We start from the raw sequence: 25,007 nt of genomic DNA, 5'->3' as shown, positions 1-25,007 counted from the left end.
AGCGGGCAGGACTCGCGAGCGATCTTTCGGGCTCGGGGGTCCGTGGCGATCCATATGCGTTTGTCTTCACTGACCGGTGAGCGATATAACTATACGTTAGTTAGAGGGAGAATCTCATCGACATGGAACCGTATTCTTGGCCTCTTATAGCTCTGGTTTTTCTGCTGGTATTCGGGGGACTTCTGATCCCAATGCAGGCTAGGTCAACTGCAGATCGAGGCCATGATACAAGTGGCCACAGCGGGCGTGTTTACACTGACTACGACCTATACATTAAGGTGATGATTGCCTTAATCGCTGGTTTCGGCTTCGTTCGATTTGAATATTTTCCGGAAAGCCCGGAGCTTGCCCGCCAAGCGTTGACAGGAATCGATGCGGTCGGTCTTCTAGTGTCAGTCACATTTTGTGTCTTCGTGATATGTCACTTGGGATCAAAACTGCGCCGTTGGGAAATATCGAGTGGGGTAAGGCGCCGTTCTGGCAAGAGTTATGGGCATGTATATCAATGTGGTTGCTCGGTTCCGGGATCTGGGTTTCAAGCCTCATATGGTGACCCCTCTAACCAGTCATTCCAGTTTTTCCGGCCCTAGCAGGCCCCACCGGACGACCTTTTCTCCGCTTCGCTGCGCAAAGGCCGTCGCTGAATTTTGGCGCTAGCACTTCCACGGGAGCGCGTTTTGGAATGGGATCTTAAAGAGTTAAAAGACAAAGTGCTGCACGTTCATGGTAAGCCGGCCTACTCTAATCTCTCCCCTTGCTTGAATTCTATTTTTGAGCGTCAAGAGTTTGCCCGCTATCACTACCATGAGGCGAAAACCTTCATGGAAGGCTACATGGACGACAGCTACCCGGACATGGAATTGGTTCGCTTGGTATTTTCTGGGAGTGGCTCCCACAGAGAACAATTAGAAGATAATAAATTTCGAGCTAGAGCGCATATTGTCGGGTGCGTTCAAAGCTTGCACAGTATTTCAGATATCCTCGGTCACGTAGTTTATTATTCCCTAAACTTATCCCAAGCAAGTACGGAGCGGGATATCAGCCTTCTCAAAGTTCGAAAGTGGGTAGGGGCAAACCGCCAGTATAAGAGAATAACGGATGGCCTTGACGAGCTAATTAGTCACCAAGGTTACCAATACTTGGTGGCGCTGGCCAACTACTCAAAGCACCGAAGCATTATAAGCCTCAACTTCAACTTCAATTTGAGGCCGTCCACCACAGCCATGAGAGAGCTCGTTTTCCCCTCATTCACCTATGATGGGACATTTTTCCCTGCGACTTCCGTATATCAGTTTCTGGAGTCTGAATTCAGTCGAGAGAGCAAACTAGTATTTGAAATTGGCAATGAAATCAACAGACTCCTGGTATAGAAGAACTAACAAGGCAATCAGCGGGACGATGCACATCTCCCTCGCTTGTTCCTCGCTCCGCAACAAACATCTGTTGTTCTCAATGTTATTCTACGTGAAGTTAGGACTGATGAACTCAGCCCTAACCCCAAATTTAATTTTTGCATCCATTTTTGTCACATGTGACTTTGCTGTCCGTATCAGTCCAGTGGGATGGATTTTTTTTGGTATCAGAGCCGCATCCGGTTATCCCACCTTTTCGTCCTTTATGCACGATGCTCGGTCCGTTTGGCGGAGAGTGTCTTACTGGCATAAGTCTAAATACCCCTTATTTTGTTATTCGCGTTGGTCAAAACGACCCAATTAACAATGAACAAAAAAAGCTGAACTTGTCAACTAATAAGCCCCGATACAGTAGACACCTGCGAGCGTTAACTAACGCAAAGCCAACACGCGTTGAGAGCGGCAGTGATTCGTTGATTATCATCTCTGACTCTCTGCAGCCTCTGGGACCTCAGTCATTCCCGGACTTGAGCCCACCTTACCCGCTTTGGTAGCGTAAGTTTACTTTTATTCCCAAGGAAAAGCTCATAGGGACTCCCTCAAAGACAAATGAAATAAGGACATTTCAGTGCAGGCCAAGATTGGTTTCTCAACGGCCCGAGGCAGCCTTGCCTTCACGGACATCGGCTTTAATTTTCTCACCTTCGCTTATATCAGGCTCAGAGCAGCCAAGGACGTCCCGGACGTTCTCTATGCTATCGAAGAGAATATAACGATTGGCGGATCCGCCAATGTGGTGGCGTCCATGGGAACCGATTGGTTCACGCTCAGTCATGATTCAGTGTATCGCTGCCGGGAATTGCTGGGCACAGGTATGCGGAACCTGGGCGGGATGACCGGGGAATTTGGAATAAGCGACGGCATCTATTTTGGCTTTGGCAACGGCAAGGTTGACATCAAGTTTGGAGTCGTCACCGGCTCAGGGGAGTATGTTGAATTAATCAACAAGCACAAGCGTCCCGCAACCGGGGTTCTGTCGGGAGATGTTTCAGTTTCCGGCCCGATCCATAAGCGTGTTTTGCGGGAGGAACCAGCATGAACCTCGATAGAGCTCAAACCCCTATTATCTGGCGCTTTCTGAATCTGACTTTGCTGGTGTTGCAGCTCCTCTCTCTTCCCCTGCATCTGGCATTGGCGTTACAGGACAAGCAGTTCTGGCAGGAGTCCGTTGAAGCTTTCAGGGCACAGCAGGGTTCAGAACTGTATTACGCGATCGTTCTTGATTGGCCGATCGCTTTGTTTGCGGCTCTATTGCTTGGATTCAGCGTTGCTAAAGAGTTTCTCCATTTTTCAGTAAGCCAGAAACTGAAGATCAACATTGGCTTGTTCATCGTGATGTGGGCGATACCCTTAACCGTCATGTACCAGCTGAGACCCGGGGTTTAGCCTCTCGCTAAATCAGTAACCAGCAGGCATCATTTCAGCTATACGCCCACCGCAAGGCCAATGCTACCCTTCGCTGCAGACACCAGCACGCATGGTAGTCGACATGGCTCGGCCCGTAACCTGGCGAAAGACGTACGTTTTGACGAACGTTTTAAAAGGCGTAAACTGATCATTGGTTAAACAAATCAGAGGTGCGTCATGTCAGACATCACTGCCACCGAGGCGCGCAGCAACCTCTATCGCCTGATTGATGAAACCGCTGAGTCGCATCAACCCGTGGTGATTACTGGAAAGCGCAATAATGCGGTTCTCGTGTCCGAAGAGGACTGGGCCGCGATTCAGGAGACGCTGTTTCTTCTATCGGTTCCTGGCATGCGGGAATCCATTCGTGAGGGTATGGACACCCCGACTGATGAATGCGAGGAGGAACTGGACTGGTGACATGGAAGTTGGTTTACACCAAGCAGGCTCAGAAGGACGCAAGAAAACTGGCTTCCAGTGGCCTGAAGCCGAAAGCCCAGGAGTTGTTAAACCTGATTGAAGAGGACCCTTTCCGGAAACCTCCTCCCTTCGAGAAGCTGGTCGGTGACCTCGCTGGAGCGTATTCACGCCGGATCAATATTCAGCATCGGCTTGTTTATCAGGTGCTGGAAGATGAGAAGGTTGTGAAAGTTCTCCGGCTCTGGAGCCACTACGAATAACGCGAAATCTCGGCCACCCTGAAAACGGGCGTCGCTTCGGCCATACGCCCGCCACGGCGGCAGTGCTACCCTTGGCTGCAAACACCAGCCCGGATGGTAGTGGACATGGCCCGGCCCGTAACCTGGCGGATGCTCGTGCTCAGCAACCTGATCACGCTGCTTCTGACCCTGCTGATCATTGTCTCCGGTATCCTGTGGCTCCCCGCCCTGCTCTTCAGCCAGGGGGAAACGGGCGGGCCGACTGTTCAGCTCCCCGACCGTCTGCCCTTCCGGGTCACCATGCCCCAGGGGATGACGGCCAGGGTGACCAATGCGGTTGAGATCGAAGTTCCACTGGATGAGCGGGTTTCGGTGCCCGTTCGCGACACGTTCAACGCCAATGCCCGCGTGGACACCAATGTTCCGATACAGATGACGGTGAGCGTGGACCAGACGATTCCGGTGAAGACCACCCTTGATCTGGACACCAGGGTGGAAGCCAGCATCTTCGGCGCCTGGATGACGATCCCGATACGCGGCAGGGTGCCCATTGACGTGGATGTTCCAGTGAAAGCGGACATCCCGGTGAACCAGCGTATTCCCCTGAAGCTGGAGACGCCGGTATCCGTCGATCTGGATGAGACCCTGGAGGTGCCGATGCAGACCACCTTCACCAGCAAGGCGCGCCTGTTGTCGCCACTGGCCATCCAGCCCGAGCCCCTGATCCTGGGCATCGAGGACCGGCAGCTCGCGGTGCCGTTGCCGGGCTGGTGGCCTTTTGTGGATTCCACGGAAACAACGCAATGAATGATCTCGACACTCTGGTGCCCCGCATCCGCAACTGCCGCGTCTGCCGGGACTGCCCTCGGCACGGCCCTCCTCTGCCCCATGAACCCAGGCCCGTTATGCAGGCGGGCACCGGCGCACGGGTGTGCATCGCCAGCCAGGCTCCGGGCAACAAGGCCCACCAGAAGGGCCTGCCGTTCTACGACCCGTCAGGCGTACGGCTCAGGGAGTGGCTGGCGGTCTCCGAGGAACGGTTCTATGACCCGGAGCAGTTCGCCATCGTGCCCATGGGGTTCTGCTTCCCCGGCTATGACAGCAAGGGCGGCGACCTGCCCCCGCGGCGGGAATGCGCGGAGACCTGGCACGAGTCCGTGTTCGATGCCCTGCCCAATCTCTCGCTGATCCTGGTGATCGGCCAGTACGCCCAGCGCTACCACCTGCCAGAGCGTCACCGTGAAAAGACACTGACCGCCACCGTCGCCAACTGGCGGACCATCCTCGACGAAGGCAACGAGCCGGCGGTGCTGCCCATGCCCCACCCTTCCTGGCGCAACAATGCCTGGCTCCGCAAGAACCCCTGGTTCGAGGCGGAACTGCTGCCGGAGCTGCGCCGGCGCATCGAAGGTCTGCTCGGGCCGGAGTCAGGCGCCTGAGGCCACCACCGGGTAGCCGGGCTCGCCCCAGTCTGCCTCCGGGTGCGCCATCAGGATGTCGATGATCACCGGCACCAGCTGCTCGAGTATATTGGCCCCGTCTCCCACCTGCTCCCGGTTCACGGAACTGTTCCAGGTGGAGCCGCCGTGCATCATCTGGTTGCGCAGGGTATAGAGCCGTGAGAACACCAGGCCCAGAACCCGGGCGGTGTCATCCGAGCCCAGGGCCCGGGAGGCGGCCACCTTGGCGCGCTCGAACAGCCCCTGCCACTCACCCCGGGGCCGGCGCCCGTTCTGGCAGTCCCAGTAGGGCTGGAACACATACTGGTTGTTCAGAAGCATGCGGATGGCGTTCGGGAAGGCCGTCCAGACCACGCCCGAGAGGCGCTTCTCCACGTCCAGCGCCACCAGCCGCTCAAGGAACTCGCGCAGCACCTTCTGCTCCGGCATCGGCTCTTCCAGGCGCATCTCCTGAGCATAGGCGGCGTTGAAGGCGATCCACAGAAAGATGAACCGGCCATCCTCGTCATCACACAGTTCCGCCCGCTGCAGCCAGCTCAGGGCACGGTGAACGCGCAGGTCCAGGGCGTCCGGAAGGTTGTCGCGAATGCCTCTGTGGCGGGCTTTAAGGGATTCAAAATCCTGTGGCACCGGGGCTCTCCTGTTTGACCTCTGAGTTCAATACGTATAGGTTCTAACACCATGACCGGGCGGTTACGCATCAGTAATCCTTCCGCGCACCGCCTTCTAGTATCTATATCCAATCAGACCACGGGGTATTATTGCAGTGATACGGGCTGAAGGCGTCACCAAAGTATTCGGACCCAACCCTGAATCCGTGAAACCCCTGCTGGAGCAGGGCAAATCCAAGGACGAGATCCAGGCCGAGACCGGGCATGTCGTAGGCGTCAACAACGCCAGCTTCGAGGTTGGCGCCGGCGAGGTCTTCTGCATCATGGGCCTTTCCGGCAGCGGCAAATCCACACTCATCCGCTGCATCAACCGTCTCATCGATCCAACCTTCGGGAAGATCATTCTCGACGACCCCCAACACGGCGAACTGGACATTGCGGCACTGGACGGCCCATCGCTCCGGCGCGTGCGGTCCGAGCACCTGAGCATGGTGTTCCAGCACTTCGCGCTTTTCCCGCATAAGACCGTTCTCTCGAACGTCGTTTACGGACTCGAGGTTCAGGGTCGCGATAAGGCCGAGCGCGAGGAACTGGGAAAGAAGTACCTGGAGATGGTCGGACTGGGTGGCTGGGAAAACCACTACCCGGATGAGCTCTCCGGCGGCATGCAGCAGCGCGTGGGCCTGGCCCGCGCCGTGGCCACCGAAGCCAACATCCTGCTGATGGACGAACCCTTCTCCGCGCTGGACCCGCTGATCAAGGTCCAGATGCAGGATGAGCTGATTCGCATCCAGCAGGAACTGGGCCGCACCATTCTGTTCATCACCCACGACCTGGACGAGGCCATGCGCATCGGCGATCACATCGCCATCATGGATGCGGGCAAAATCGTGCAGGTCGGTAATCCGGAAGAGATTCTGGTCAACCCGAAAACCGAGTACGTGGCCAAGTTTGTCGAGCATGCCGACCCGACCGGCGTCATCACGGCGGAAACCGTCGCCCTGCCGTTCAGCGACCGCTACTTCAACAGAGTGGGCGAAGAAGCCGGCAACCAGATCTGGAACCGTACCGGTTACACCGATGTCGAGTTCCACGTGGACGCCAATGGCCATCTGGCGAAGATGCGCTTTGAGGGTAATGACGTGGCGCTCCATGAGCTCGAGGAGAAAGTTACCGAAACCGGCGGCGCTCCCGAGCGCCACACGGACGCCGCCGTCCACTGCACCACGGACACCATTCTCAAACGGGTGCTGCGCGGGCGTGCCTACTCGGAACTTCCGGTCATTGTCCAGGACGCCGAAGGGCGCCTGAAGGGCATCATCGACGAACCGGAGCTGATCCACGGTATTCTCGAGAAACACGGTTACGCACAGGACGACTGAGGCTTACATCATGAATGATCTGATCCCGATGCTCGGCGGTTCCCTGGGCAACCCGTTTGAGCTGATCGACATGCCTATTGATGACTGGGTAACCCAGTTCGTCGACTGGCTGGTGGCTACTTTCCGTGACTTCTTCCGGACCTGGGTGAGCCCGCCGGTCAAGACTGTGATGGAGTGGGTCCAGTGGGTGCTTACCTCCACGCCGCCGCTGGCGGTACTGGCCGGGCTGTTTGTCATTGCCTGGCGCGCCGCTTCCTGGAAAGTGGGTGTGTTCGCCGTGATCGCCTTCGCCTTCATCGGCTTCATGGGCGTCTGGGAAGAGCTGATGACCACCCTTTCGCTGGTGATCACCTCGGTGCTGTTCTGCCTGATCATCGGGGTGCCCATAGGCATCCTGTGCTCGCGCAAGGACATGACCTACACCCTGGTGCGGCCGATACTGGACATCATGCAGACCACACCCCCCTTCGTTTACCTGGTGCCGGCCGTCATGCTGTTCAGCATCGGCAACGTGCCGGGGCTGGTGGCCACCATCATCTTCGCCATGCCGCCAACCATCCGCCTGACCAACCTGGGCATCCGTCAGGTACCCGGTCAGTACACGGAAGCGGCGACCGCCTTCGGCTCCACGCCACGGCAGATCCTGTGGAAGGTGCAGGTGCCGCTGGCCATGCCCACCATCATGGCGGGCCTGAACCAGACCATCATGCTGGCGCTGTCGATGGTGGTAATCGCGGCCATCATCGGCGCCGGTGGCCTCGGCCTGCTGGTGTTCCAGGGGCTGAACCGGCTTGATATCGGCCAGGCCTTTGTTGGCGGGCTGGGGATTGTGCTGCTGGCCATGGTGCTCGACCGCATCACCCAGGGTCTGGGTGAGAAGGCGCCGGGCAGCCGGGCCAGTAAAGACGACTGATAACAGTCTGTGAAGCGCGGATGCCGCCGGCATCCGTGGGACGACACAGCTCACAACGATGTGAGTTAAATAAGAGCAATACGGAGGAACGTATTATGAAACGCCTGAAATCCATTTCGCTGAAAGCGCTGGCGCTGGCCCTGGTGGGCTCTCTGGCGCTCAGTGCCCAGGCCGACGACCACAAGTCCATGCCCGGTGAGGGCGTAAGCGTCCAGCCGGCTGTGGCTACATGGACCTCCGCCGTTCCGGTGAGCTGGGTCTATGCGGAACTGCTGACCGAGCTGGGCTACGACGTCCAGGATCCGATCTCCCTTCAGAACCCGGTGGCCTACCTGGCCATGAGCGAGGGCGACGTGGACTACTGGCCCAATGGCTGGTTCCCGCTGCACAACCCGCAGCTGCCGGACAACTGGGATGACAAGGGCACGATCTTTGATCCGCTGTGCAAGGGCTGCGGTATCCAGGGCTACCTGGTGAACAAGGAAGCCGTTGAGAAGTACGACATCAAAGGCATCATGGACATCGTGAACAACGAAGAGATCCGCAATGCCTTTGATCACGACAATGACGGCAAGGCCGAGCTCTACGGCTGCCCGCCCGGCTGGGGCTGCCACGAAGGCATCAACGCCATGATCGACAAGTTCGAGCTGGGCGACCGCATCGACCACGTGGATGCCGGCTATTCCGCGAACTTCACGGAAGCCATGTCCCAGATCGAGCAGGGCAACCCGACCCTGTACATGACCTGGGGCCCCAGCGCCTGGATCCTCAAGCTGGTACCGGGTGAGGACGTCATGTGGGTCAACGCGCCCGGCATCGTCGAGAGCGAGAATGAAAAAGCGTCCGGCATCACCGGTGCCGTAACCGATCCCATCCAGATGGGCTTCGTTGCGGCTGACATCCAGGTTGCCGCCAACAACAACTTCCTCAAGGAGAACCCGGCAGCCGCAGAGCTGTTCCGTCAGGCGGAAGTGCCGCTGAAGTGGATCAGTCAGGTTGACGCCAAGATGAGCGAGCAGGACCTGGACGACGACGAAGTCCGGCCCCTCGCTGCTGAGTGGATCGATGAGAACCGCAAAATGGTCGATAAGTGGCTGAAAGCTGCCCGCAAAGCGGCCAAGTAAGCAAGCATCGGTCCATCGGGATCAGAAGGGGGCTCTGCGGAGCCCCCTTTTTTGTGCCCGTTTACCGGGCCGGCGTGCAGGCCAGCCGGTAGGCGGCCGGTGTCACCACCAGGGCGATCACCGTCGCCAGCAGCAGCCCCACGCCAAAGGTCTGGGCAAACGGCGGCCACAGGGTTCCGCCCGCGACCATGAGTGGCACCAGGCCACCGAAGGTGGTCATGGTGGTGGAGCCGATGTGGCGGAACGTGGGCCCTGTGATCACGTCGACCATGGCAGCGGCATCACCGTCCCGCGCGTGGTCATCGTCGTCCAGGGCGGCGATCATGATGATGGTGGCGTTGATGGCCACTCCCACCAGTCCCATGATCCCCACGATGATGATGAAACCGAAGGGGTGCCCGGCCAGGGCGAGAGCCAGCAGGCCCAGGCCGAAGGCCTGAGCGCCGCTGAAGAAGACAATCCCCGCCCGCCGGAAAGAATTGAAGGTCAGGGCCACCGCCGCGACCATCATCAACACAAGGATGGCGACGGAGCTCAGAAGCCGGGTGACGGCCTCGTTGCGCTCCTCGGCCTCACCACCGGTTTCCAGCCGGTACCCGGGAGGCAGATCCAGTTCCGCCTCCAGTTTGCCTTTAAGGCGCCGCATCACCGTGGGCGCCAGTTCCCCAACCTTAAGGTACCCACGGACCAGCTGGACCCGCTCGCCCTGGCGGCGCTGGATGCGCCGCCAGGACGGCGTCAGCTCCTGCTCCGCCAGGGCCGACACCGGGATACCACCCCGGCCCTCGCCGCCACGGATCAGGGCACTGCCGAGCATACTGCTCTGACTGCGCCAGGGCTCCGGGTAGCGCACCTGGACCGGCATCTGTTCCGTTTCCTCCAGCATGAAGCCACCATCACGCCCGCTGAGAAGGGCGTTGAGCTGGCCAGCCACCCGCTCCGCGTCCAGTCCCAGCGCCGCGATCTCCTCCTGGTCCGGGGTCAGCTCAATCCGGGGCTGGTCCCGGTTGACCAGGGTATGCACATGGGTCACTTCCGGCAGAGCGTGCATGAAACCGGCGATGCGCTCGCCCAGATCCGCCAGCACCGGCAGTTCCGGGCCATAGAGGCGCAACTCCAGGGGTGCCGCCACCGGCGGGCCCTGTTCATAACGCCGCACCAGCGTCTGGGCGTCAGGGAAGGCCTCATCAAGCCGTTTCTGCAGCGTCCGGATCGCCGGGATCGTCCGCTCTGCCCCGGCAGTATCCACAATGGCCTGGATAAAGGCGGGATTGCTGTCCTCACGCCCCACCAGGTTGTAATAGACCTTGGGCGCGTTGCCGCCCGCGACCATCCAGACGTCCTGCACCCCTTCAACATCCCGGATGACCGGGGTCATACGCTGCGCGACGTTCCGGGCGCGATCCACCGAGGCGCCGGGTTCAAGGCGGACCTGGATATGGAACTGGTCCCGGTCCGCCGCTGGAAAGAAGCTGATCGGCAGCATCGGCAGTATCACGGCGCCGCTGATGGGCAGCAGCAGTGTCAGGCCGATGGCGATGACCGGGCGCCGCAGCGTGATCCCGATGAAGGAACGCAGCCAACGCATGGCCGGCCCGGGCCCCGAGGCGGAGACCGATGTCAGCCCGGTCAGAAGCAGCGGGCTCATGGCAGGAATCACCAGCAGCGCCACCAGGTAGGAGCTGATCAGCGCCAGGATCACCGCAATGGCCAGCGGCCCCACGAACTCGCCCGCTCCGCCAGGCATAAGCACAATCGGCATGAACGCCAGGATGGTGGTGAGCGTGCTAGCCAACAGCGGACCAGCGAAGTGGCGCAGCGTCCAGCGGACGGCCTCAGTGTGGGAATCCCCCTGGCCAAGGCGCTCACGCAGGGCGTTGGTCACCACAATGGCGTTGTCCACGATCAACCCGATCGCCACGATAATGCCCGTTATGCTGATCTGGTGGATATTGACTCCGAAGACCCGGAACAGGCTCAGCACCAGCAGCATGGTCGCGGGAATGGCCAGCCCCACGGCGGCCGCCCCGCGCCACCCCAGGGTCAGGAACAGCAGGGCCACAACGATGACCAGCCCCATCAGGAGGCTGCCGACAACGCCTTCCAGCCGCTCCTGGGTATAGAGGCTCTGGTCGAAAAGAACCCGGGTCTCGATCCCGTCCGGCAGTTCCGCCCGCATCTCATCCAGGACGCTCCTGGCCTGCTGCGACCAGCTGTCGATACGGCCACCACCGGCCATGCGGGCGCCCACCAGGATGGTTTCCTCGCCATTGAGCAGCGCGTGCTGTTCCGGCGGGTCGGCCACGCCCCGCTCCACGTCCGCCAGGTCGCCCACTTTCAGGCGCTGGCCCTCGTCGATGCTGATGGTGACATCCCGGACCCGCTCCAGATCCGCGAAATCCCCCCGCAGCGTCACCGCCCGGCGCGACTCGCCGTTGTCCAGAACACCCGCGGGACGACGGGCATCGGAGCCGGCCACCCGCCGCGCCATGTCCTCGGCGGACAGTCCAAGCTGCGCCAGCTCGGCCGGATCCGCGTGCAGGCGGATCACCTCGGCGGCGCGACCGAACAGGTTGGTGTAGTCGGTGCTCGGCATGGCCCGGAACCGCTCCTCCAGGCGCTCCGCGTGGCGCCCCAGGGCGTTGTGGCTGATGCCCGGATCCTCACGTGTCAACGCGATCACCATGGAGAAGGCGTAGAAGCGGTCATCAATCAGACGCGGGCGTGATGCCTGGTCCGGCAGGTCCGGACGGGCATCCGCCAGCTTGTCCCGCACCCGGCTCCAGACGGGTTCGACCTCCGTCACCTCCTCGAGGAGCTCAATCGCGATGCTGGAGACCCCCTGTCGGGAGGCGGACGAGAGCACCTTGACCTCCTTGAGGGTACGGATCTCGTCTTCAAGCGTCTGCGTGACCAGCGCCTCGACCTGTTTCGGGTCCGCTCCCGGGAAGGTGGTGAGCACCCGTGCATTGCGCGCCGTGATGCGTGGATCCTCGAGGCGTGGCAGGGTCTGGATGGCCGCCAGCCCCGAGACAATCAACAGCCCCACCGCCATCACCAGCAGGCGGCGGTTGAACAGCAGCCGTTCAATCACCGTCGCCACCCTCTTCCGCAATGCGCACACGCTGGCCCGGCACAACCCGGTGGGTGCCGCCATCGATCACGTCCATGCCCGCTTCGAGTGGGCCGCGGACCAGAACCCGCCCATCGTGGCTGTAGAGCCATTCCACGTTCACGCGCCTGATCCGGTGCGCTTCCTCCCCATCCGGTTCCAGGACCAGTACGGCCCAGAGGCCGGAACGGGCCCGGGTCAGCGCGGACTCAGGCAGGACATGGCCGCTTTGCGACACCTCGGTGGCATGGCGTAGATGGGCGATCTGCCCCGGAACAACCGGGGCGCCAGCATCCAGTGCCACGCGCAGGGTGCGTGTGCGCCTCGCCGGATCCAGCTCCGGAAGCCGCTCGATCACGGTACCTTCCAGCGATTGGTCACCCACCCTCAGCGAGACACGGTCACCGCTGCTGTAGGCCGCTGCCGTACCTGCCGGCATACCAATGCGGGCCTCCAGGCTTTCGGGGTCCAGCACCCGGAAAGCCGACGTTCCGGTCGAGACCAGATCGCCCTGATCCACCATCCGGCGGGCCACAACGCCATCGAACGGCGCCCTGAGGCGGGCGTCATCCAGATTGGCCTGAACCCGGTCGCGACGCCCCTCAAGCCCCTGGAGCTGGCCTTCCAGGCGCCGGCGTTCCGCCTCGGCCCGATCCACATCACGCTGGGTACTGGCGCCATCACGGCGGAGGTTGCGCTGGCGCTCCTCCTCCTGGCGGGCCAGATCCAGGCTGGCCCGGGTGGCGGCGATCTCGCCTTCCACCTCCTTCAGCGAGGCCCTGAGGCGGCGATCATCCAGAACCGCGAGCACCTGCCCCTGGGTGACAGCATCCCCTTCCCGGACCTCGATGCGGGCAACCCGCCCTTCCGGCTCGAAAGCCAGGGTGCTGGCCCGCCGCGGCTCCACGAGCCCGGTGTGGCGGGTCACCTGCGGGAAGCTGTCCATGGCCTCGGGCGTACTGGTGCTGACGGGCAGCAACCGTTGGTCATTGGCGTCCGCGCTGGTCTGTGTGCTGGCCCAGGCACGCATTATGATCAGGGCCACGGCGAGGACCGCCAGTGCCACCAGCACCCGCGGTCGTTTCCATTGGTCAGTCATGGTCAGGCTTCCCGGCTGTTTTCTTGTTGTACCGCTTGGCAAACGATCCGCGCGAAAGCTTAACAGAAGGCAACCCATAGCACCCTATCTATCCGGGCGATTTCCCTGACCTGAATGACGGGCCCCACTGGAATCCAAAGTCTTGCATCACCTCTCAGATCCACGCTTGCCGTGGGTGGTAACCTTGCTGGCCGGAACTGGGACACTACGAGTGACTGCCATGGGAATGAACACCCGCGCCTGCATCCTTTGTCTGCTGATCGCCCTGCTCAGCCTTGGCGGCTGTACGGTCCACCAGTCCATCGGCCATGATGCCGGCGCCTTCCTGCGGGATGTGGACGGTGAGCGCTTCCGTCCCGTGCCCAAACACAAATGGGACAGCAACAACCACGCCCTGCTCTATGTCTACCGCCCACAGTCGGAGTGGGGCGACCAGGAGCTCATGGCGCCCAGCTTCTACGTGGACGGCCACCACTACGTGAACCTGCGCAGCGGCGGCTACACCTGGCTGGAAATCCTCCCCGGCACCCGCGAGCTGGACATGAGCCGCCCCTTCTTCGGGATTGAAGGCATCGGGTTCCGCTTCTCCCATCTCCTGGATGCCGAACTGACAATGGAGGCGGGCGAGATCTACTTCCTGCGCTACTCCGAGGTCAGCGAAACCGACTCCATGGACCCGCGCCTGCCCGATGATCATCCCCTGAGCCGTGGTGCCGCACGGCTTGTTACGCAGGAAGCCGCCATGAAGGAACTGCGCCGGACCCGCTTCATGGAGAGCGTGCTGCTCGCCACCAACCATGCCGGCACCTCCATTGTGGCGGACAACCGCGAGGCGGATTACCAACGCCGACGCAAGGCACTTATGGAAAAGCGTAAAGAGGAGGTCGAACGCATGAAGGAGCAGGGCCATTACGAGCCCGCTCCCTGGTACTGGCCCTGGGGCGGCGGGCCTTCCCGGCCACTGGAGACGGATCGCAAACTCCGCCAGCTTGAAAGGGAACGGCAGCAGAGGCTGGCCGCACAGGAAGGCGAAGGCCACTGGTGGTGGCCGTTCTGAGCGCCGTACAGTAGTATGGCGGCGTTATGAGTGCCAACACGATATCCCTTAACCGCAACACAGACCAGCTTCCGCAGGACGGCCGCCCCGTATGGCTTTTCGGGTACGGGTCACTGATCTACAAGGCGGGCTTTGACTATATCGAGACGCGGCCGGCCACCATCCAGGGCTGGAAGCGACGTTTCTGGCAGGGCTCCCACGACCACCGCGGCACCCCCGACAGCCCTGGGCGCGTCGCAACCCTGATTGCCGATGCCCAGGCCTGCTGCACTGGCCTGGCATACCGGGTGACACCGGATGTTTTTGAACAGCTGGATGTACGCGAGAAAAATGGCTATCTGCGCCTGATCCGCTCTCTCAGGCTGGACGATGGCAGCGACGCGGAGGGCCTTGTCTACATCGCCACCGAAGACAATGCTGCCTGGCTGGGGCCGGCTACAGAAGCCGCCATTGCACGGCACGTAGCCGCTTCCGAAGGGCCCAGCGGACCCAACAGCGACTATGTGCTCGAACTGGCGGAAGCGCTGCGGGCGATGGGCGTGGATGATCCGCATGTGTATGCGATTGAACGCCATCTCAGGACTGTCCTTGATGGGGACAATAAACCCACCTATAGTTACAGCCAGTCCCCTGAGACCTGATGAGTCAATCACGTGTCCGATAATGACAAGAACAGACCCGTCAGGGACGCGAGCCTAGCCGAACCCGCGCTTGCCGTTGCCACAAGGCGACTGCGCACTGATTTCCAGCTCTCGATCATTACGCTGCTGGGCGCGGCCGCCCTGTTCGGCATTATTCCTTTTGGCGTCTACCGGTTCCTGGAAACCAATTACCTCGCCGGCGCTGCCGATTCACTGATTTCCTTCGGCATCCTCAGCAGCGTGATCTATGCGTGGCTGTCCGGCGATACGGAGAGGACGGGGTTCGCGCTGGCGGTCTTCTGCTGTGTTGCGGGGGCGGTCATCGGCTCCATTCTGCCGGAAGTGGGGCACCTCTGGAGCTACCCTATACTGGTGGCCAGCTTCTTCCTTACACGGCCGATCATCGCCATCAGTCTCAATACCGCCATGGTCGTGGCCATCATCATCCATGGCACCTCCCTGCCCTCGGGAGAGAGCCTGTGGGCCTACTTTGCCACGGCCACGGTGGTCAGCGCCTGCGCCTTCATCTTCGCGATCCGTAACCAGCAGCAACGCAAGGAAATGGCCGTTCTGGCCCGCCGCGACCCGCTCACCGGCATACGCAACCGCCGCTCCATGGACGATGCCCTGCAGCTGGCCGCCTCCACCGCCAGCCGCACCGAAACCCCATATGCCCTGGTCATGCTGGACCTGGACCACTTCAAGGCCATCAACGACAAGCACGGCCATGGCCTGGGTGACGAGATCCTGGTCAACCTGGCCAGGATGGTGGAACGCAATACCCGCCAGAGCGATCAGCTGTTCCGCTTTGGCGGCGAAGAATTCGTGCTGCTCATGCCGGGCGTGGACTCTGACGGCATGAGCGCCGTGGTCCAGGGCCTGCGCCAGAAGATCCGGTCCACCCTGAGAAGTCCCGATGGCCCCGTCACCGCCTCCTTTGGCGCGGCTCACCTGGGAGCGGATGAAAGCTGGGAGGACTGGCTGAAGCGTGCGGATGATGCGCTCTATCAGGCCAAGGAGAGAGGCCGTGACTGTGTCATAATCGCGAGCGACCGTGAACAGCCCGCCGGCTGATCTCAGCTCACGAGCCGGACCCCGTATCCCGAGCGCTGAACCCGCCCCTCATCCACCAGTTTCTCCAGGTGGGCTTCCAGTGAGCGCGCAGCCACCGGATGGATAGCCGCCGGCACGTCGTCATAGACCCGGGGCAGCAATGCTTCCGTCTCAATACCTTCCGGCGCCTCGGCCAGGCAGTCCAGAACCTTGTGCTCGCGGCGATGGCGGTGGGTGATCAGATAATCGAACACCGCCCAGGGATCGGCCATCAGCTGGCCATGCCCCGGCAGCAGATACGCCACCGGCTCATCCAGAAGACGCCGCAGCGTGGCCAGATAATCCCCCAGATGCCCGTCCGGCGGGTCAATGACCACTGTGGAGGACTGCATCACCAGATCCCCGGCCAGCAGTAGCCCATCCGGTTCCCACAGGAACGCCAGATGATTAGCAGCATGCCCGGGTGTACTCAGCACCCTCAGCCCCGGTACCAGGTAATCCCCGTCTGCTGGCTCATGATCCGGCGCAAGATCGTAGTCGTGATGCGCCAGGCCTCCTGCAGGGCGCCGGAACACCAGCCGGGCGCCAGTGCGTTCGCGCAGCCGATGGCTGGCCGGTGTGTGATCCAGATGCGTGTGGGTGAGCAGTATGCGGTCGATACGCCCCCCGGTGGCAGCGAGGATGGCCTCAACATGAGCGCCATCATCCGGCCCCGGATCCACCACCAGCCTCTCCTCGTCCGTACGCAGGATGTAGGTGTTCGTGCCCGGCCCTGTCATGACACCCGGGTTGGGAGCAGTCAGGCGGGTGATGGCCGGAGTGATCGCAACCGCCTCGCCCGGTTCGATGCGTCCGGTCGTGTGCCCACCGGCTGCGGGGTCCAGGAAACGGGCCTCGTCGTATCCTGCCGCTCCGGCAGCCAGGCTGCTATTGCGGATCGGCCAGTCCTCTGCCGGCGCTTCATAGGGAACCAGATACGCCATTGATGCAACCAGATCGGCGACGCTCCGGAATCCCCGGATCTGCCTCAGCGTGCCCAGTGTCGGAGGCACCAGCAGGCGCTCACCACGGCCATGCTCCTCCAGAGCCTGCTCCGGTGTCAGCCAGAAGGCCTCGGTGGTTTCCGTACCATCCGGCCAGGCGGTCTGTCCCGCCGGCACTGGCGCCAGGAAAAAGCGGGTATCAAAACGCCGCGGGGGCCCTGGGGGCGTGATCCAACGCCCCAGATAGAAGAGTCCATCAGCGGCGGGCGTCAGCCCGGCGCGCCCGCAGTAATCGGCCAGCGACTGCTCGCCGGCATCCAGCCGCCGCCGTTCATCGAGCTCCGGCACTGTATGCGTGGTCAGCCCTCCGGCATCGTCCCGGACCACCAGAACGCCCGCTTCCTCAAAGCACTCCCTGAGCGCTGTGGTGCGATCCACTAAGGCCCCATCCAGATCACTGACCGCCCCGCCCGGAAACACATCGAACCCCGGCAGGAAGACCGCGTCCCTGGTACGACGCAACAGCAGTACCTCCGGGCCACCGGCGCCATCACGCGCCAGCACCAGGGTCGCTGCTTCACGTATCTCAGTCATGGCCACTCAGCAGGTCGCCTCCATCGCTACCTTGCCCCGGGTATGCCGGGTTTCAATGTGACGGTGGGCATCCTCGGCATGATAGAAGGGATAAATCTCGTCCACGTGCACCCTGAGCCGACCCTCATTCACCCACTGGCGCAGCACGTCCAGGTCCGCGCGATTGGAGTGCACGATCACAAGCCGGTTGCGCTTCTGGAGACCCAGCCGGGCCAACCCTTCTGCAGGCAGGCTGTGACCGCTGGGAATGGTGTTCACATAGCGCCCGCCCCGCACCAGCGTGTCGCTGAAGTCACCGACCCGGTAATTGCCGAAGACATCGAACACCGCATCAAAGGGGCCGGGAATGGCGGGGGCCGATGTCTGCTGGTAGTCCACAGCCTCGTTCGCCCCCAGATCACTCACGAACTTCAGGTTACGCTCACTGCACACGGCGGTGACATGGCAACCGAGATTGCGGGCAATCTGCACCGCGAAGTGGCCAACGCCACCGCTGGCGCCATTGATCAGAACCCGCTGCCCTGGCTGGACACCGGCACAGTCGCGCAGCGCCTGCAGGGCGGTGAGGCCGGCCAGAGGAATGGCCGAGGCCTCGGCAAAGGACAGCCCCTCTGGACAGGGAGCCACCTCATCCGCCTCCAGCACCGCGTACTCAGCATGGACGCCACCATGGAAACGGTTGCTCATACCGAATACCGGCTGCCCCACCTCCAGGCTTCGGACCCGGTCACCGACCTGGGTAATCTCCCCGGCCATATCCAGACCACTAACCCGCGGCAAGGGTTCACGGTCAAGAAAACGCAGAAAGGAACGGAACATTCCCTTGCGCAGCAGCACGTCCTTGGGGTTCAACGCACCGGCCCGGACACGCACCTGGACCTGGCCGGGACCAACAGCGGGTTCCGGCCAGTCATCCACCCATTCCAGAACATTGGGTTGGCCACAGGCCCGATAGATGATGGCTTTCATTGCGGGATGCTCCCTGACCAGCGACACGGACTTTGCGTCAGTGTAGTCACCAGCCGCGGAGTTTTCCTGTTGGGCGACAGGCCCGTTCCGCGTTCCACGGGCCTGTCGGTTAGCTCCCCCTGCGCTTTAAGGGTTGCGGTATTCGGCCTTCGGTCCGAGGTAATACCACCAGTTCACCACCATGCACAGCGCGTAGAAAACGGCAAAGGCATAGAGCGCATTTTCCGGAGTGGCGGCCTTGATCTGTTCCCCGAACACCTTGGGAATAATGAAGGCGCCATAGGCGGCGACTGCCGAGGTCCAGCCCAGTACTGGCCCGGCCTGCTCGGTGTTGAAGACCTTGGCGATGGTACGGAAGGTGGAGCCATTACCAATGCCCGTAGCCGCGAACAGCACCAGGAACAGCAACAGGAAGGGCACGAAGAACTCCTGCGGCGTCTGGGAGGCATAGGCCTGCTGCATGTAATAGGCCACCCCCAGAGAACTGGCGATCATCACCACCGCAACAATGCCCGTCACACGCGCACCCCCGACCTTGTCCGCAATCCAGCCGCCAACAGGGCGGATCAGGGCACCGATGAACGGCCCCATCCAGGCCCACATCAGGGCGGAGGGACCCGCCGGGTTTGGCGTGTCGTGAGTCATGACCCCATCCACCATGATGTGCTGATAGCCGAAGATGACCTTGATGGCCAGACCAAAGCCGGCGGAGAAGCCGATGAAGCTGCCAAAGGTCATGGTGTAGATCAGACTCATCACCCAGGTGTGCTTGTTGGAGAAGATTTTGAACTGACGCGCCAGATTGGGCTTGATCTCACCCGGGATCAGCTTCAGGAGCATCAAAGTGGCGAACAGGATGCCCGCGATGACCGGCCACTTGACCCAGTCCGGCGTACCCAGCCCAACCGGCTGCGGCAGGATGATGTAGAGACCCACAGCGGCGGTTAAGAAGCCGATCAACAACATGCCCGTCATCTTGGCAAAGGCACTGAGAGGACTGCCGATATTGGGCGAAACGCCTTCCGTGCGGATATTGTCCATGCCAAACCAGCCGGCGAAAGCCAGCGGAATCAGGAACAGAAGCCAGAGGTAGCCCGCATTGTGGATATAGGTCTCACTGCCGGCGGGGATCTTGCCGATCAGTGTTCCGGAACCGTTTTCCAGCACCATGGGTGCTCCGCCAAAGACACCGATGGTCATGAACAGCGGCACCAGGATCTGCATGGTGGTAACACCCGCATTGCCCAGACCGGCATTCAGCCCCAGCGCCAGCCCCTGCTTACTCTTGGGGAAGAAAAAGCTGATGTTGGACATGGATGAGGCAAAGTTACCGCCACCGATACCGGAGAGAAACGCCAGAAGCTGGAAGATCCAGAGCGGGGTTTCCTTGCTTTGCAAGGCCAGGCCCGTTCCGATGGCCGGAATCATGAGCAGGGCCGTGGTAAAGAAGATGGTGTTACGACCACCCGCAATGCGGATGAAGAAGCTGCTGGGAATCCGCAGTGTGGCACCGGTCAGGCCAGCGATGGCCGTCAGTGTGAAGAGTTCTTCCTTGGGGATCGGGAAGCCCAGATTGTCCATCTGGACCGTGATGATCCCCCAGTAGAGCCACACCGCAAAACCGCACAGCAGACTCGGGATGGAAATCCACAGGTTGCGGTTGGCGACTTTCTTACCCTTTGACTCCCAGAAGTCTGGGTCTTCCACATCCCATTTATAGAGATCACCCATAATAAAGCTCCGGGTCAGAATGAATGGATTGAGTCAGTCGGGAGGATGGACCTCCCGACCCTGTTTCAGTTTTTCGAAGCCTGCGCTTCCTTCCCATAATCCAGCTGGATCTCGGGAAGGTCACGGGCACTCTGCTCTTCGCCGCGCTCCGGATGGCGGCGCTGCTCCATGCGCACGATGGCGCCGTGCATCCAGAGCAACGAGATCAGGACCAGCAGGAAGAGCAGCATGAAACAGCTGGTCCAGATCCCAAGCAGATCGTTAAGGACGCCAAACATAATCGGCAGGAAAAAGCCCCCAAGACCACCGATCATGCCGACAAGGCCACCGACAGAGCCGACATGATCCGGGTAGTAGACAGGGATATGCTTATAGACCGCTGCCTTGCCGAGTGACATGACAAAACCAAGGGCTACGGTCAGTACCACGAACAGGGCCAGCGGTATGCCAAAGGCGAACTCGATCGGGCCATCAATACCCTCGATGATGTAGCGTGTCTGCGGGTAGCTCAGCACAAAGAGACACAGCAGTGACACGCCATAGGTCCAGTACATCACCGCACGCGCGCCTACCCGATCTGACATCCAGCCCCCGAGGGCCCGGAAAACCGAGGCGGGCAGAGCATACAGGGCAGCGAGCATGCCCGCCTGCTCCAGGCTCAGTTCATAGACATTCACGTAGTAGTTGGGCAGCCACGAGGCGAGCGCAACAAAGGCGCCAAACACGAAGAAGTAGTACAGCGAAAAACGCCAGACCTGAAGGTTTTTAAGCGGCGCCAGCTGTTCCTTAACAGGCGTTGGCTCCGCTCCTTCTTCCCTGCGGCGCTTGAGACGCGGATCATTTTCAGTCATGAACCAGAAGACAACAGCCATACCAGCAAGAACGGCGGCATAGACCTGGGCGGTCATCTCCCAGCCAAGGGCGACCACAAGAAAAGGTGCCCCGAAGTTGGTGACAGCAGCACCGACGTTACCCGCCCCGAAAACACCGAGGGCGGTTCCCTGGTGCTTTTTGTCATACCACTCAGACGTGTAGGCAATGCCAACAATGAATGAGCCACCGGCCAGGCCAATACCCAGGGCTGCGAGCAGGAACAGGCCGTAAGTGGTAACGGTCGAGAGAAGGAACACTGCCACCGATGTGGCCAGCATCAGGATGGTGAAAACCAGCCGTCCGCCATACCGCTCGGTCCACATACCAAGAAAGATCCGGCTGATGGAACCGGTCAGCACTGGCGTCGCCACCAGAATCCCGAACTGCGTATCCGAAAGCCCAAGATCCTGTTTGATCTTGACTCCGATAACGGAAAAGATCGTCCAGACCGCGAAACACACGGTGAACGCCAGGGTGGAGAATGCGAGCGCCCTATGGGCCCGCGGTGGATCGTAGTCGTGTTCACTCAGCATCATTTACTCCTGTTCCAGTCAGCGGCCACACGGCGCTTTGTGACCTACTGGCACAGCCTAACCAGAAAGGAGCCTTTCACATACAGGTTTATTTCCAAATAATCAGGATGTTACCCATATAGGGGTAGGCGCAGAAAAGTTGAGGTAGGTCAAAGCGGCCTCAGGATGGCCAATGCGAAGATCATTGCCAGCTGAGCCAGGGCCACGAGTGCTGACACCACTCTTACTCCGGGCGTCCGCGTCTGATCCAGTGCCCACTTGCCGGCCAGGATATAGCCCACCAGCAGGATCACCTTGCCGGTCAACCAGTGGTGAACGAACGGCATCCAGCCGCTGAAGGCCAGCAGCCCCAGTGCGGCGGCCAGCAGGGCGGTATCATTAAGGTGGGGAACCCAGCGCAGCGGTGTACCCCGCCAGCCCGGCCGACCAGCCGCATCCAGCCCCAGGCGCAGCAGCATCAGGGCTGCGGTGGTATAGGCGGCCAGCATGTGCACACCCTTGACGATGTGATAGAACTCCATAGTCGACCCCGGACACTAAGATTTATTTAAAATATATCTTAACTGGGTTACACTGACTCTGTCATGCGATATGGCAGCAGCACAATGACGGACTGTCTGATGCTCCTCAAAGCGTTCTGGCGCCTGCTCGCGTCCCTGGCGGTGCTCCTGGGCGCCCTGGGGGTAGCCCTTCCAGGCTTGCCCACGGTGCCTTTCCTGCTGGTGGCCGCCTGGGCGGGGAGCCATGGTTGGCCGGAACTGGAGCAGCGCCTGCTGGAGCATCCGCGTTACGGCCCCTCCATCCGGGCCTGGCGTGAAAAGCGGGCCGTACCCAGGAGGGCGAAGTGGACCGCCTCTGTGCTGATCGCCATCAGCCTGACCATGCTGGTGGTCTCGCCGGCGCCGGAGCTTCTGCGCTGGGTGCTGCCACCGTTCCTGCTGTGCGTCACGATCTGGCTCTGGAGTCGACCCGATGGCTGAACCGCTCAACACGCCACCCCGCCTGTCCCCTGTCACGCTGTTCAGCTACCCCTTCCGTATCTTCTTCCTGTCTCTGGCCATACAGGCCGTGGTGATTGTCCCACTCTGGGTGGGCGCCGTCACCGGGCGGCTGGATCTGCCGCTGGCGATCCCGGCACTGGCCTGGCACCAGCACGAGATGGTCTTTGCCTGGCTGCAGGCCGCCATTGCCGGCTTCCTGCTGACCGCGGTCTGTGTCTGGACGGGCACCACACGCACCCATGGCTGGCCGCTGGCGGGGCTCTGGGGCGTCTGGCTCATGGGGAGGCTGGTGATCACGCTCGGGGAATCGCTGCCCGAATGGCTGGTCGTCGGCGTGAACCTGCTGTTCCTGCCGCTGCTCATGCTGGATGCAGGCCTGCGTGTGTGGCGGGCACGCCAGCCGCGCCAGATCCCGATACTGCTGGTTCTCCTCGGGCTCTGGCTGATGCAGGCGACCTTTCTCATCAGCGGCAGCGGCACTGCCCTCGACGGTGCCCTGCTCATGGCCATGACACTGATGCTGATCATCGGAGGCCGCATCACCCCCAACTTCTCCAAGGGGTGGCTGCGGACCCGGGGGCTCTCTACTGACGGCATCACCATCATTCCCTGGCTGGAGAAACTGGTTCTGGGCGTGATGGCACTGACCTTCCTGAGTGTGCTCGTGCTGCCTGACCCGGTTACGGGCATCCTGGCACTGGTGGCCGGAACCGTGGCACTGGTCCGCATCCTGCTCTGGCGCGGATGGCGGGTAGCCCGTGAACCGCTGCTGTGGATCCTGCACCTGTCGCTGCTGTGGATTCCAGTAGCGCTCTGGCTTCTCGCAGCCAGCCGCTTTAACGCCATACCCGAGACGGTCTGGGTCCACGCCACCGGCCTGGGCGCCATGGGCGGACTCATTCTGGGCGTAATCAGCCGCGTGGTGCTGGGCCATACCGGTCGCACACTGGTTCTGCCGGGCGGTATGGTCACTGCTTTCGTGATGATCCACCTGGGAGCCCTGATCCGGGTCGTCACCGGCGCCGGCGGCATGGCCTGGCAGACGGGCATCAGTGTCAGCGCCCTGCTGTGGATGATCGCCTTCGGGCTCTTCCTGTTCCGCTACACGGGCATCCTTGTGCGGCCACGCGTTGACGGGAGGCCTGGCTGATGCGACTGACGCGCCACACCGACTACGCCGTGCGCATGCTCATGTTCCTGGCACTGCGCGACGGCCAGCTGGGCACCATCCGCGAGATTGCCAATGCCTACGGCATCTCCCGCAACCACCTGATGAAGGTGGCCCATGAGCTGCAACGCCACGGCTACCTGGAAACCATCCGCGGCAAGGGCGGTGGCCTGCGCCTGGCGTTGCCGCCCGAACGGATCATGCTGGGGGATCTGGTCCGCACCATGGAGCCGGATCTGAAAATCGCGGAATGCTTCGGGTGTGATAACCAGTGCGTGATCACGCCCAGCTGCCAGCTGAAGTTCGTGCTGGATGAGGCCCTGGGGGCGTTCCTGAAGGTTCTGGACGGTTACAGCCTGGAGGATGTCACCTCACCACGGGCCCAGAAACTGCGACAGCACCTGGCGCTGACACTGGAAGGCGAGCCGACGCCGGCTCTCAACAGCAGGCCGGGAACTTGAAGACCGGCCTGTTCAGAGTGCGCCGAATCTCAGCCCGCCGTACTGCTCGCCCACCAGCCGCTCCAGAAAATCCAGATCCCTGAGCCCGATAGGGCTGCGCTCCGGCGCCAGGATCCCCTCGCGCCGGAAGTCATTGAGCACCCGGGAGACTGTCTCCTCACGGACACCGAGCATCAGGGCCACCTGCTTCTGGCGGCATGGCAGGCGAATCTCACGGCTTTCCTGCTCCTCATGGAGCTGCAGCAGGAAGGCGGCCACCCGCTGTTCGGCGGAACTGGCCGTGAAGAAATCCACCTGGTTGAAGGAGCACTGAAGCCGTTCACTGGTCTGTTCCAGAAGGCGGGAAGCGAAGGGACCGTTGGCCTCGGCCAGGGCTCGCAGCTGGCGCGCCGGGACCCCGAACACCCGACTGCGCAGCGTCGCCCGGTAACTCATGATGTAGCCACTGCCATTGAGAAACGCGGCCGTCAGCGCCACCAGACGCCCGGGGCCGTGGGTGCAGAAGAACTTCTCGTCACCATTCTCGGTGTAGCGCACACCGGCAATCTGGCCGCTGTCGACCACCCCACAGTAATGGGCTGACTGCCCCTCACTGAACAGCAGTTCTCCGGCGCGGGTTTCCAGCCGCACCGTCGCTCCGATCAGGTTATCAAGCTCACGCCGGGACAGGCTCCGGAACGGGTTGTACGCGAGCAGCCGCTCACGCAGGCGTTGCGCTTCATCGTTCCGGATCCGTGTCTCCTGCATTCACTCCAACTCGCTCT

At 61.4% G+C, this 25,007-nt stretch carries 25 protein-coding genes; 16 read left to right on the top strand and 9 right to left on the bottom strand.

Annotated elements, in window-relative coordinates:
* Window positions 1-677 precede the first annotated feature (677 nt).
* The 7 genes from F3089_RS14805 (at window position 678) to F3089_RS14775 (ending at window position 4,917) form a co-directional block, all read left to right on the top strand.
* Window positions 678-1,370 (top strand): hypothetical protein, encoded by a 693-nt coding sequence (locus F3089_RS14805; protein WP_151441563.1) that lies wholly within the window; start codon window positions 678-680, stop codon window positions 1,368-1,370.
* A gap of 610 nt (window positions 1,371-1,980) precedes the next feature.
* Window positions 1,981-2,451: a hypothetical protein gene (locus F3089_RS14800; protein ID WP_151441562.1), complete on the top strand. Its 471-nt coding sequence runs from the start codon at window positions 1,981-1,983 to the stop codon at window positions 2,449-2,451.
* Window positions 2,448-2,798, top strand: coding sequence for a hypothetical protein (locus F3089_RS14795; RefSeq protein WP_151441561.1), 351 nt, complete (start codon window positions 2,448-2,450; stop codon window positions 2,796-2,798). Before F3089_RS14800 ends, F3089_RS14795 begins: the two co-directional genes overlap by 4 nt.
* 198 nt (window positions 2,799-2,996) lie before the next feature.
* Window positions 2,997-3,239 carry a type II toxin-antitoxin system Phd/YefM family antitoxin gene (locus F3089_RS14790; protein WP_151441560.1) on the top strand — a complete coding sequence of 81 codons (243 nt, stop codon included), beginning with the start codon at window positions 2,997-2,999 and terminating at the stop codon, window positions 3,237-3,239.
* The gene (locus F3089_RS14785) at window positions 3,236-3,499 is read left to right on the top strand and encodes a Txe/YoeB family addiction module toxin (RefSeq protein ID WP_151441559.1); all 264 of its coding nucleotides are present in this window, start codon (window positions 3,236-3,238) and stop codon (window positions 3,497-3,499) included. The genes F3089_RS14790 and F3089_RS14785 overlap by 4 nt, the downstream gene beginning before the upstream one ends.
* Before the next feature lie 105 nt (window positions 3,500-3,604).
* The gene (locus F3089_RS14780) at window positions 3,605-4,285 is read left to right on the top strand and encodes a hypothetical protein (RefSeq protein WP_151441558.1); all 681 of its coding nucleotides are present in this window, start codon (window positions 3,605-3,607) and stop codon (window positions 4,283-4,285) included.
* Window positions 4,282-4,917 (top strand): uracil-DNA glycosylase family protein, encoded by a 636-nt coding sequence (locus tag F3089_RS14775; protein ID WP_151441557.1) that lies wholly within the window; start codon window positions 4,282-4,284, stop codon window positions 4,915-4,917. The genes F3089_RS14780 and F3089_RS14775 overlap by 4 nt, the downstream gene beginning before the upstream one ends.
* Here F3089_RS14775 and F3089_RS14770 read toward each other — a convergent pair.
* A complete protein-coding gene (locus tag F3089_RS14770; protein WP_192497406.1) occupies window positions 4,906-5,568 on the bottom strand; it encodes a HEPN domain-containing protein in 663 nt (220 codons plus the stop codon). The two genes, F3089_RS14775 and F3089_RS14770, sit on opposite strands and share 12 nt — an antisense overlap.
* A 130-nt stretch (window positions 5,569-5,698) precedes the next feature.
* Between F3089_RS14770 and F3089_RS14765 the strand changes: the two genes are divergently transcribed.
* The 3 genes from F3089_RS14765 to proX all read left to right on the top strand — a co-directional run bounded on the left by F3089_RS14765 (window position 5,699) and on the right by proX (window position 8,968).
* Window positions 5,699-6,931, top strand: a complete 1,233-nt coding sequence (locus F3089_RS14765; protein ID WP_151441556.1) for a quaternary amine ABC transporter ATP-binding protein — start codon at window positions 5,699-5,701, stop codon at window positions 6,929-6,931.
* Window positions 6,932-6,941: 10 nt separating this feature from the next.
* The gene (locus F3089_RS14760; protein WP_151441555.1) at window positions 6,942-7,844 is read left to right on the top strand and encodes an ABC transporter permease; all 903 of its coding nucleotides are present in this window, start codon (window positions 6,942-6,944) and stop codon (window positions 7,842-7,844) included.
* 95 nt (window positions 7,845-7,939) lie between these two features.
* Window positions 7,940-8,968: a glycine betaine/L-proline ABC transporter substrate-binding protein ProX gene (gene proX / locus F3089_RS14755; RefSeq protein ID WP_192497405.1), complete on the top strand. Its 1,029-nt coding sequence runs from the start codon at window positions 7,940-7,942 to the stop codon at window positions 8,966-8,968.
* A 61-nt stretch (window positions 8,969-9,029) separates the two neighbouring features.
* Here the strand turns inward: proX and F3089_RS14750 are convergent, their stop codons facing one another.
* Complete coding sequence (locus F3089_RS14750) at window positions 9,030-12,062, bottom strand: efflux RND transporter permease subunit (protein WP_225741784.1); 3,033 nt, start codon at window positions 12,060-12,062, stop codon at window positions 9,030-9,032.
* Window positions 12,055-13,179, bottom strand: a complete 1,125-nt coding sequence (locus tag F3089_RS14745; protein ID WP_192497404.1) for an efflux RND transporter periplasmic adaptor subunit — start codon at window positions 13,177-13,179, stop codon at window positions 12,055-12,057. Before F3089_RS14745 ends, F3089_RS14750 begins: the two co-directional genes overlap by 8 nt.
* A gap of 220 nt (window positions 13,180-13,399) precedes the next feature.
* Between F3089_RS14745 and F3089_RS14740 the strand changes: the two genes are divergently transcribed.
* The 3 genes from F3089_RS14740 to F3089_RS14730 are packed head-to-tail and all read left to right on the top strand — an operon-like array spanning window position 13,400 to window position 15,951.
* Entirely contained in the window at window positions 13,400-14,236 is an 837-nt protein-coding gene (locus F3089_RS14740; RefSeq protein ID WP_151441552.1) for a DUF2846 domain-containing protein, read from the top strand.
* A 26-nt stretch (window positions 14,237-14,262) separates the two neighbouring features.
* On the top strand, window positions 14,263-14,877 hold the full coding sequence (locus F3089_RS14735; protein ID WP_151441551.1) for a gamma-glutamylcyclotransferase: 615 nt from the start codon (window positions 14,263-14,265) through the stop codon (window positions 14,875-14,877).
* Window positions 14,878-14,889: 12 nt separating this feature from the next.
* A complete protein-coding gene (locus F3089_RS14730; RefSeq protein WP_151441550.1) occupies window positions 14,890-15,951 on the top strand; it encodes a GGDEF domain-containing protein in 1,062 nt (353 codons plus the stop codon).
* Between the two features lie 2 nt (window positions 15,952-15,953).
* On the opposite strand, the gene F3089_RS14725 is transcribed toward F3089_RS14730, so the two are convergent.
* The 5 genes from F3089_RS14725 to F3089_RS14705 all read right to left on the bottom strand — a co-directional run bounded on the left by F3089_RS14725 (window position 15,954) and on the right by F3089_RS14705 (window position 22,134).
* On the bottom strand, window positions 15,954-17,507 hold the full coding sequence (locus F3089_RS14725) for an MBL fold metallo-hydrolase (protein WP_151441549.1): 1,554 nt from the start codon (window positions 17,505-17,507) through the stop codon (window positions 15,954-15,956).
* A 6-nt stretch (window positions 17,508-17,513) separates the two neighbouring features.
* Window positions 17,514-18,476 (bottom strand): NAD(P)-dependent alcohol dehydrogenase, encoded by a 963-nt coding sequence (locus F3089_RS14720; protein WP_151441548.1) that lies wholly within the window; start codon window positions 18,474-18,476, stop codon window positions 17,514-17,516.
* Between the two features lie 126 nt (window positions 18,477-18,602).
* A complete protein-coding gene (locus tag F3089_RS14715; RefSeq protein ID WP_151441547.1) occupies window positions 18,603-20,207 on the bottom strand; it encodes an MFS transporter in 1,605 nt (534 codons plus the stop codon).
* A 65-nt stretch (window positions 20,208-20,272) separates the two neighbouring features.
* Entirely contained in the window at window positions 20,273-21,616 is a 1,344-nt protein-coding gene (locus tag F3089_RS14710) for an MFS transporter (protein ID WP_502707351.1), read from the bottom strand.
* 146 nt (window positions 21,617-21,762) lie between these two features.
* Window positions 21,763-22,134 (bottom strand): SirB2 family protein, encoded by a 372-nt coding sequence (locus F3089_RS14705; RefSeq protein ID WP_151441546.1) that lies wholly within the window; start codon window positions 22,132-22,134, stop codon window positions 21,763-21,765.
* Between the two features lie 99 nt (window positions 22,135-22,233).
* On the opposite strand from F3089_RS14705, the gene F3089_RS14700 reads away from it, so the two are divergent.
* From F3089_RS14700 to F3089_RS14690, 3 genes are read left to right on the top strand one after another with little or no spacing between them, the layout of a single operon-like run.
* Complete coding sequence (locus F3089_RS14700; protein ID WP_151441545.1) at window positions 22,234-22,593, top strand: YbaN family protein; 360 nt, start codon at window positions 22,234-22,236, stop codon at window positions 22,591-22,593.
* On the top strand, window positions 22,586-23,764 hold the full coding sequence (locus F3089_RS14695; RefSeq protein ID WP_151441544.1) for an NnrS family protein: 1,179 nt from the start codon (window positions 22,586-22,588) through the stop codon (window positions 23,762-23,764). Before F3089_RS14700 ends, F3089_RS14695 begins: the two co-directional genes overlap by 8 nt.
* The gene (locus F3089_RS14690) at window positions 23,764-24,243 is read left to right on the top strand and encodes an RrF2 family transcriptional regulator (protein WP_151441543.1); all 480 of its coding nucleotides are present in this window, start codon (window positions 23,764-23,766) and stop codon (window positions 24,241-24,243) included. The genes F3089_RS14695 and F3089_RS14690 overlap by 1 nt, the downstream gene beginning before the upstream one ends.
* Before the next feature lie 12 nt (window positions 24,244-24,255).
* Here the strand turns inward: F3089_RS14690 and F3089_RS14685 are convergent, their stop codons facing one another.
* Window positions 24,256-24,990 carry a Crp/Fnr family transcriptional regulator gene (locus tag F3089_RS14685; RefSeq protein ID WP_151441542.1) on the bottom strand — a complete coding sequence of 245 codons (735 nt, stop codon included), beginning with the start codon at window positions 24,988-24,990 and terminating at the stop codon, window positions 24,256-24,258.
* Window positions 24,991-25,007 lie beyond the last annotated feature (17 nt).

The organism is Halospina sp. K52047b (assembly GCF_008709855.1).
Classification (GTDB): Bacteria; Pseudomonadota; Gammaproteobacteria; order Pseudomonadales; family Oleiphilaceae; genus Halospina; species Halospina utahensis_B.
The sequence above is the reverse complement of the archived record's forward strand: the minus strand, read 5'-3'. Positions and strand labels throughout refer to the sequence as shown.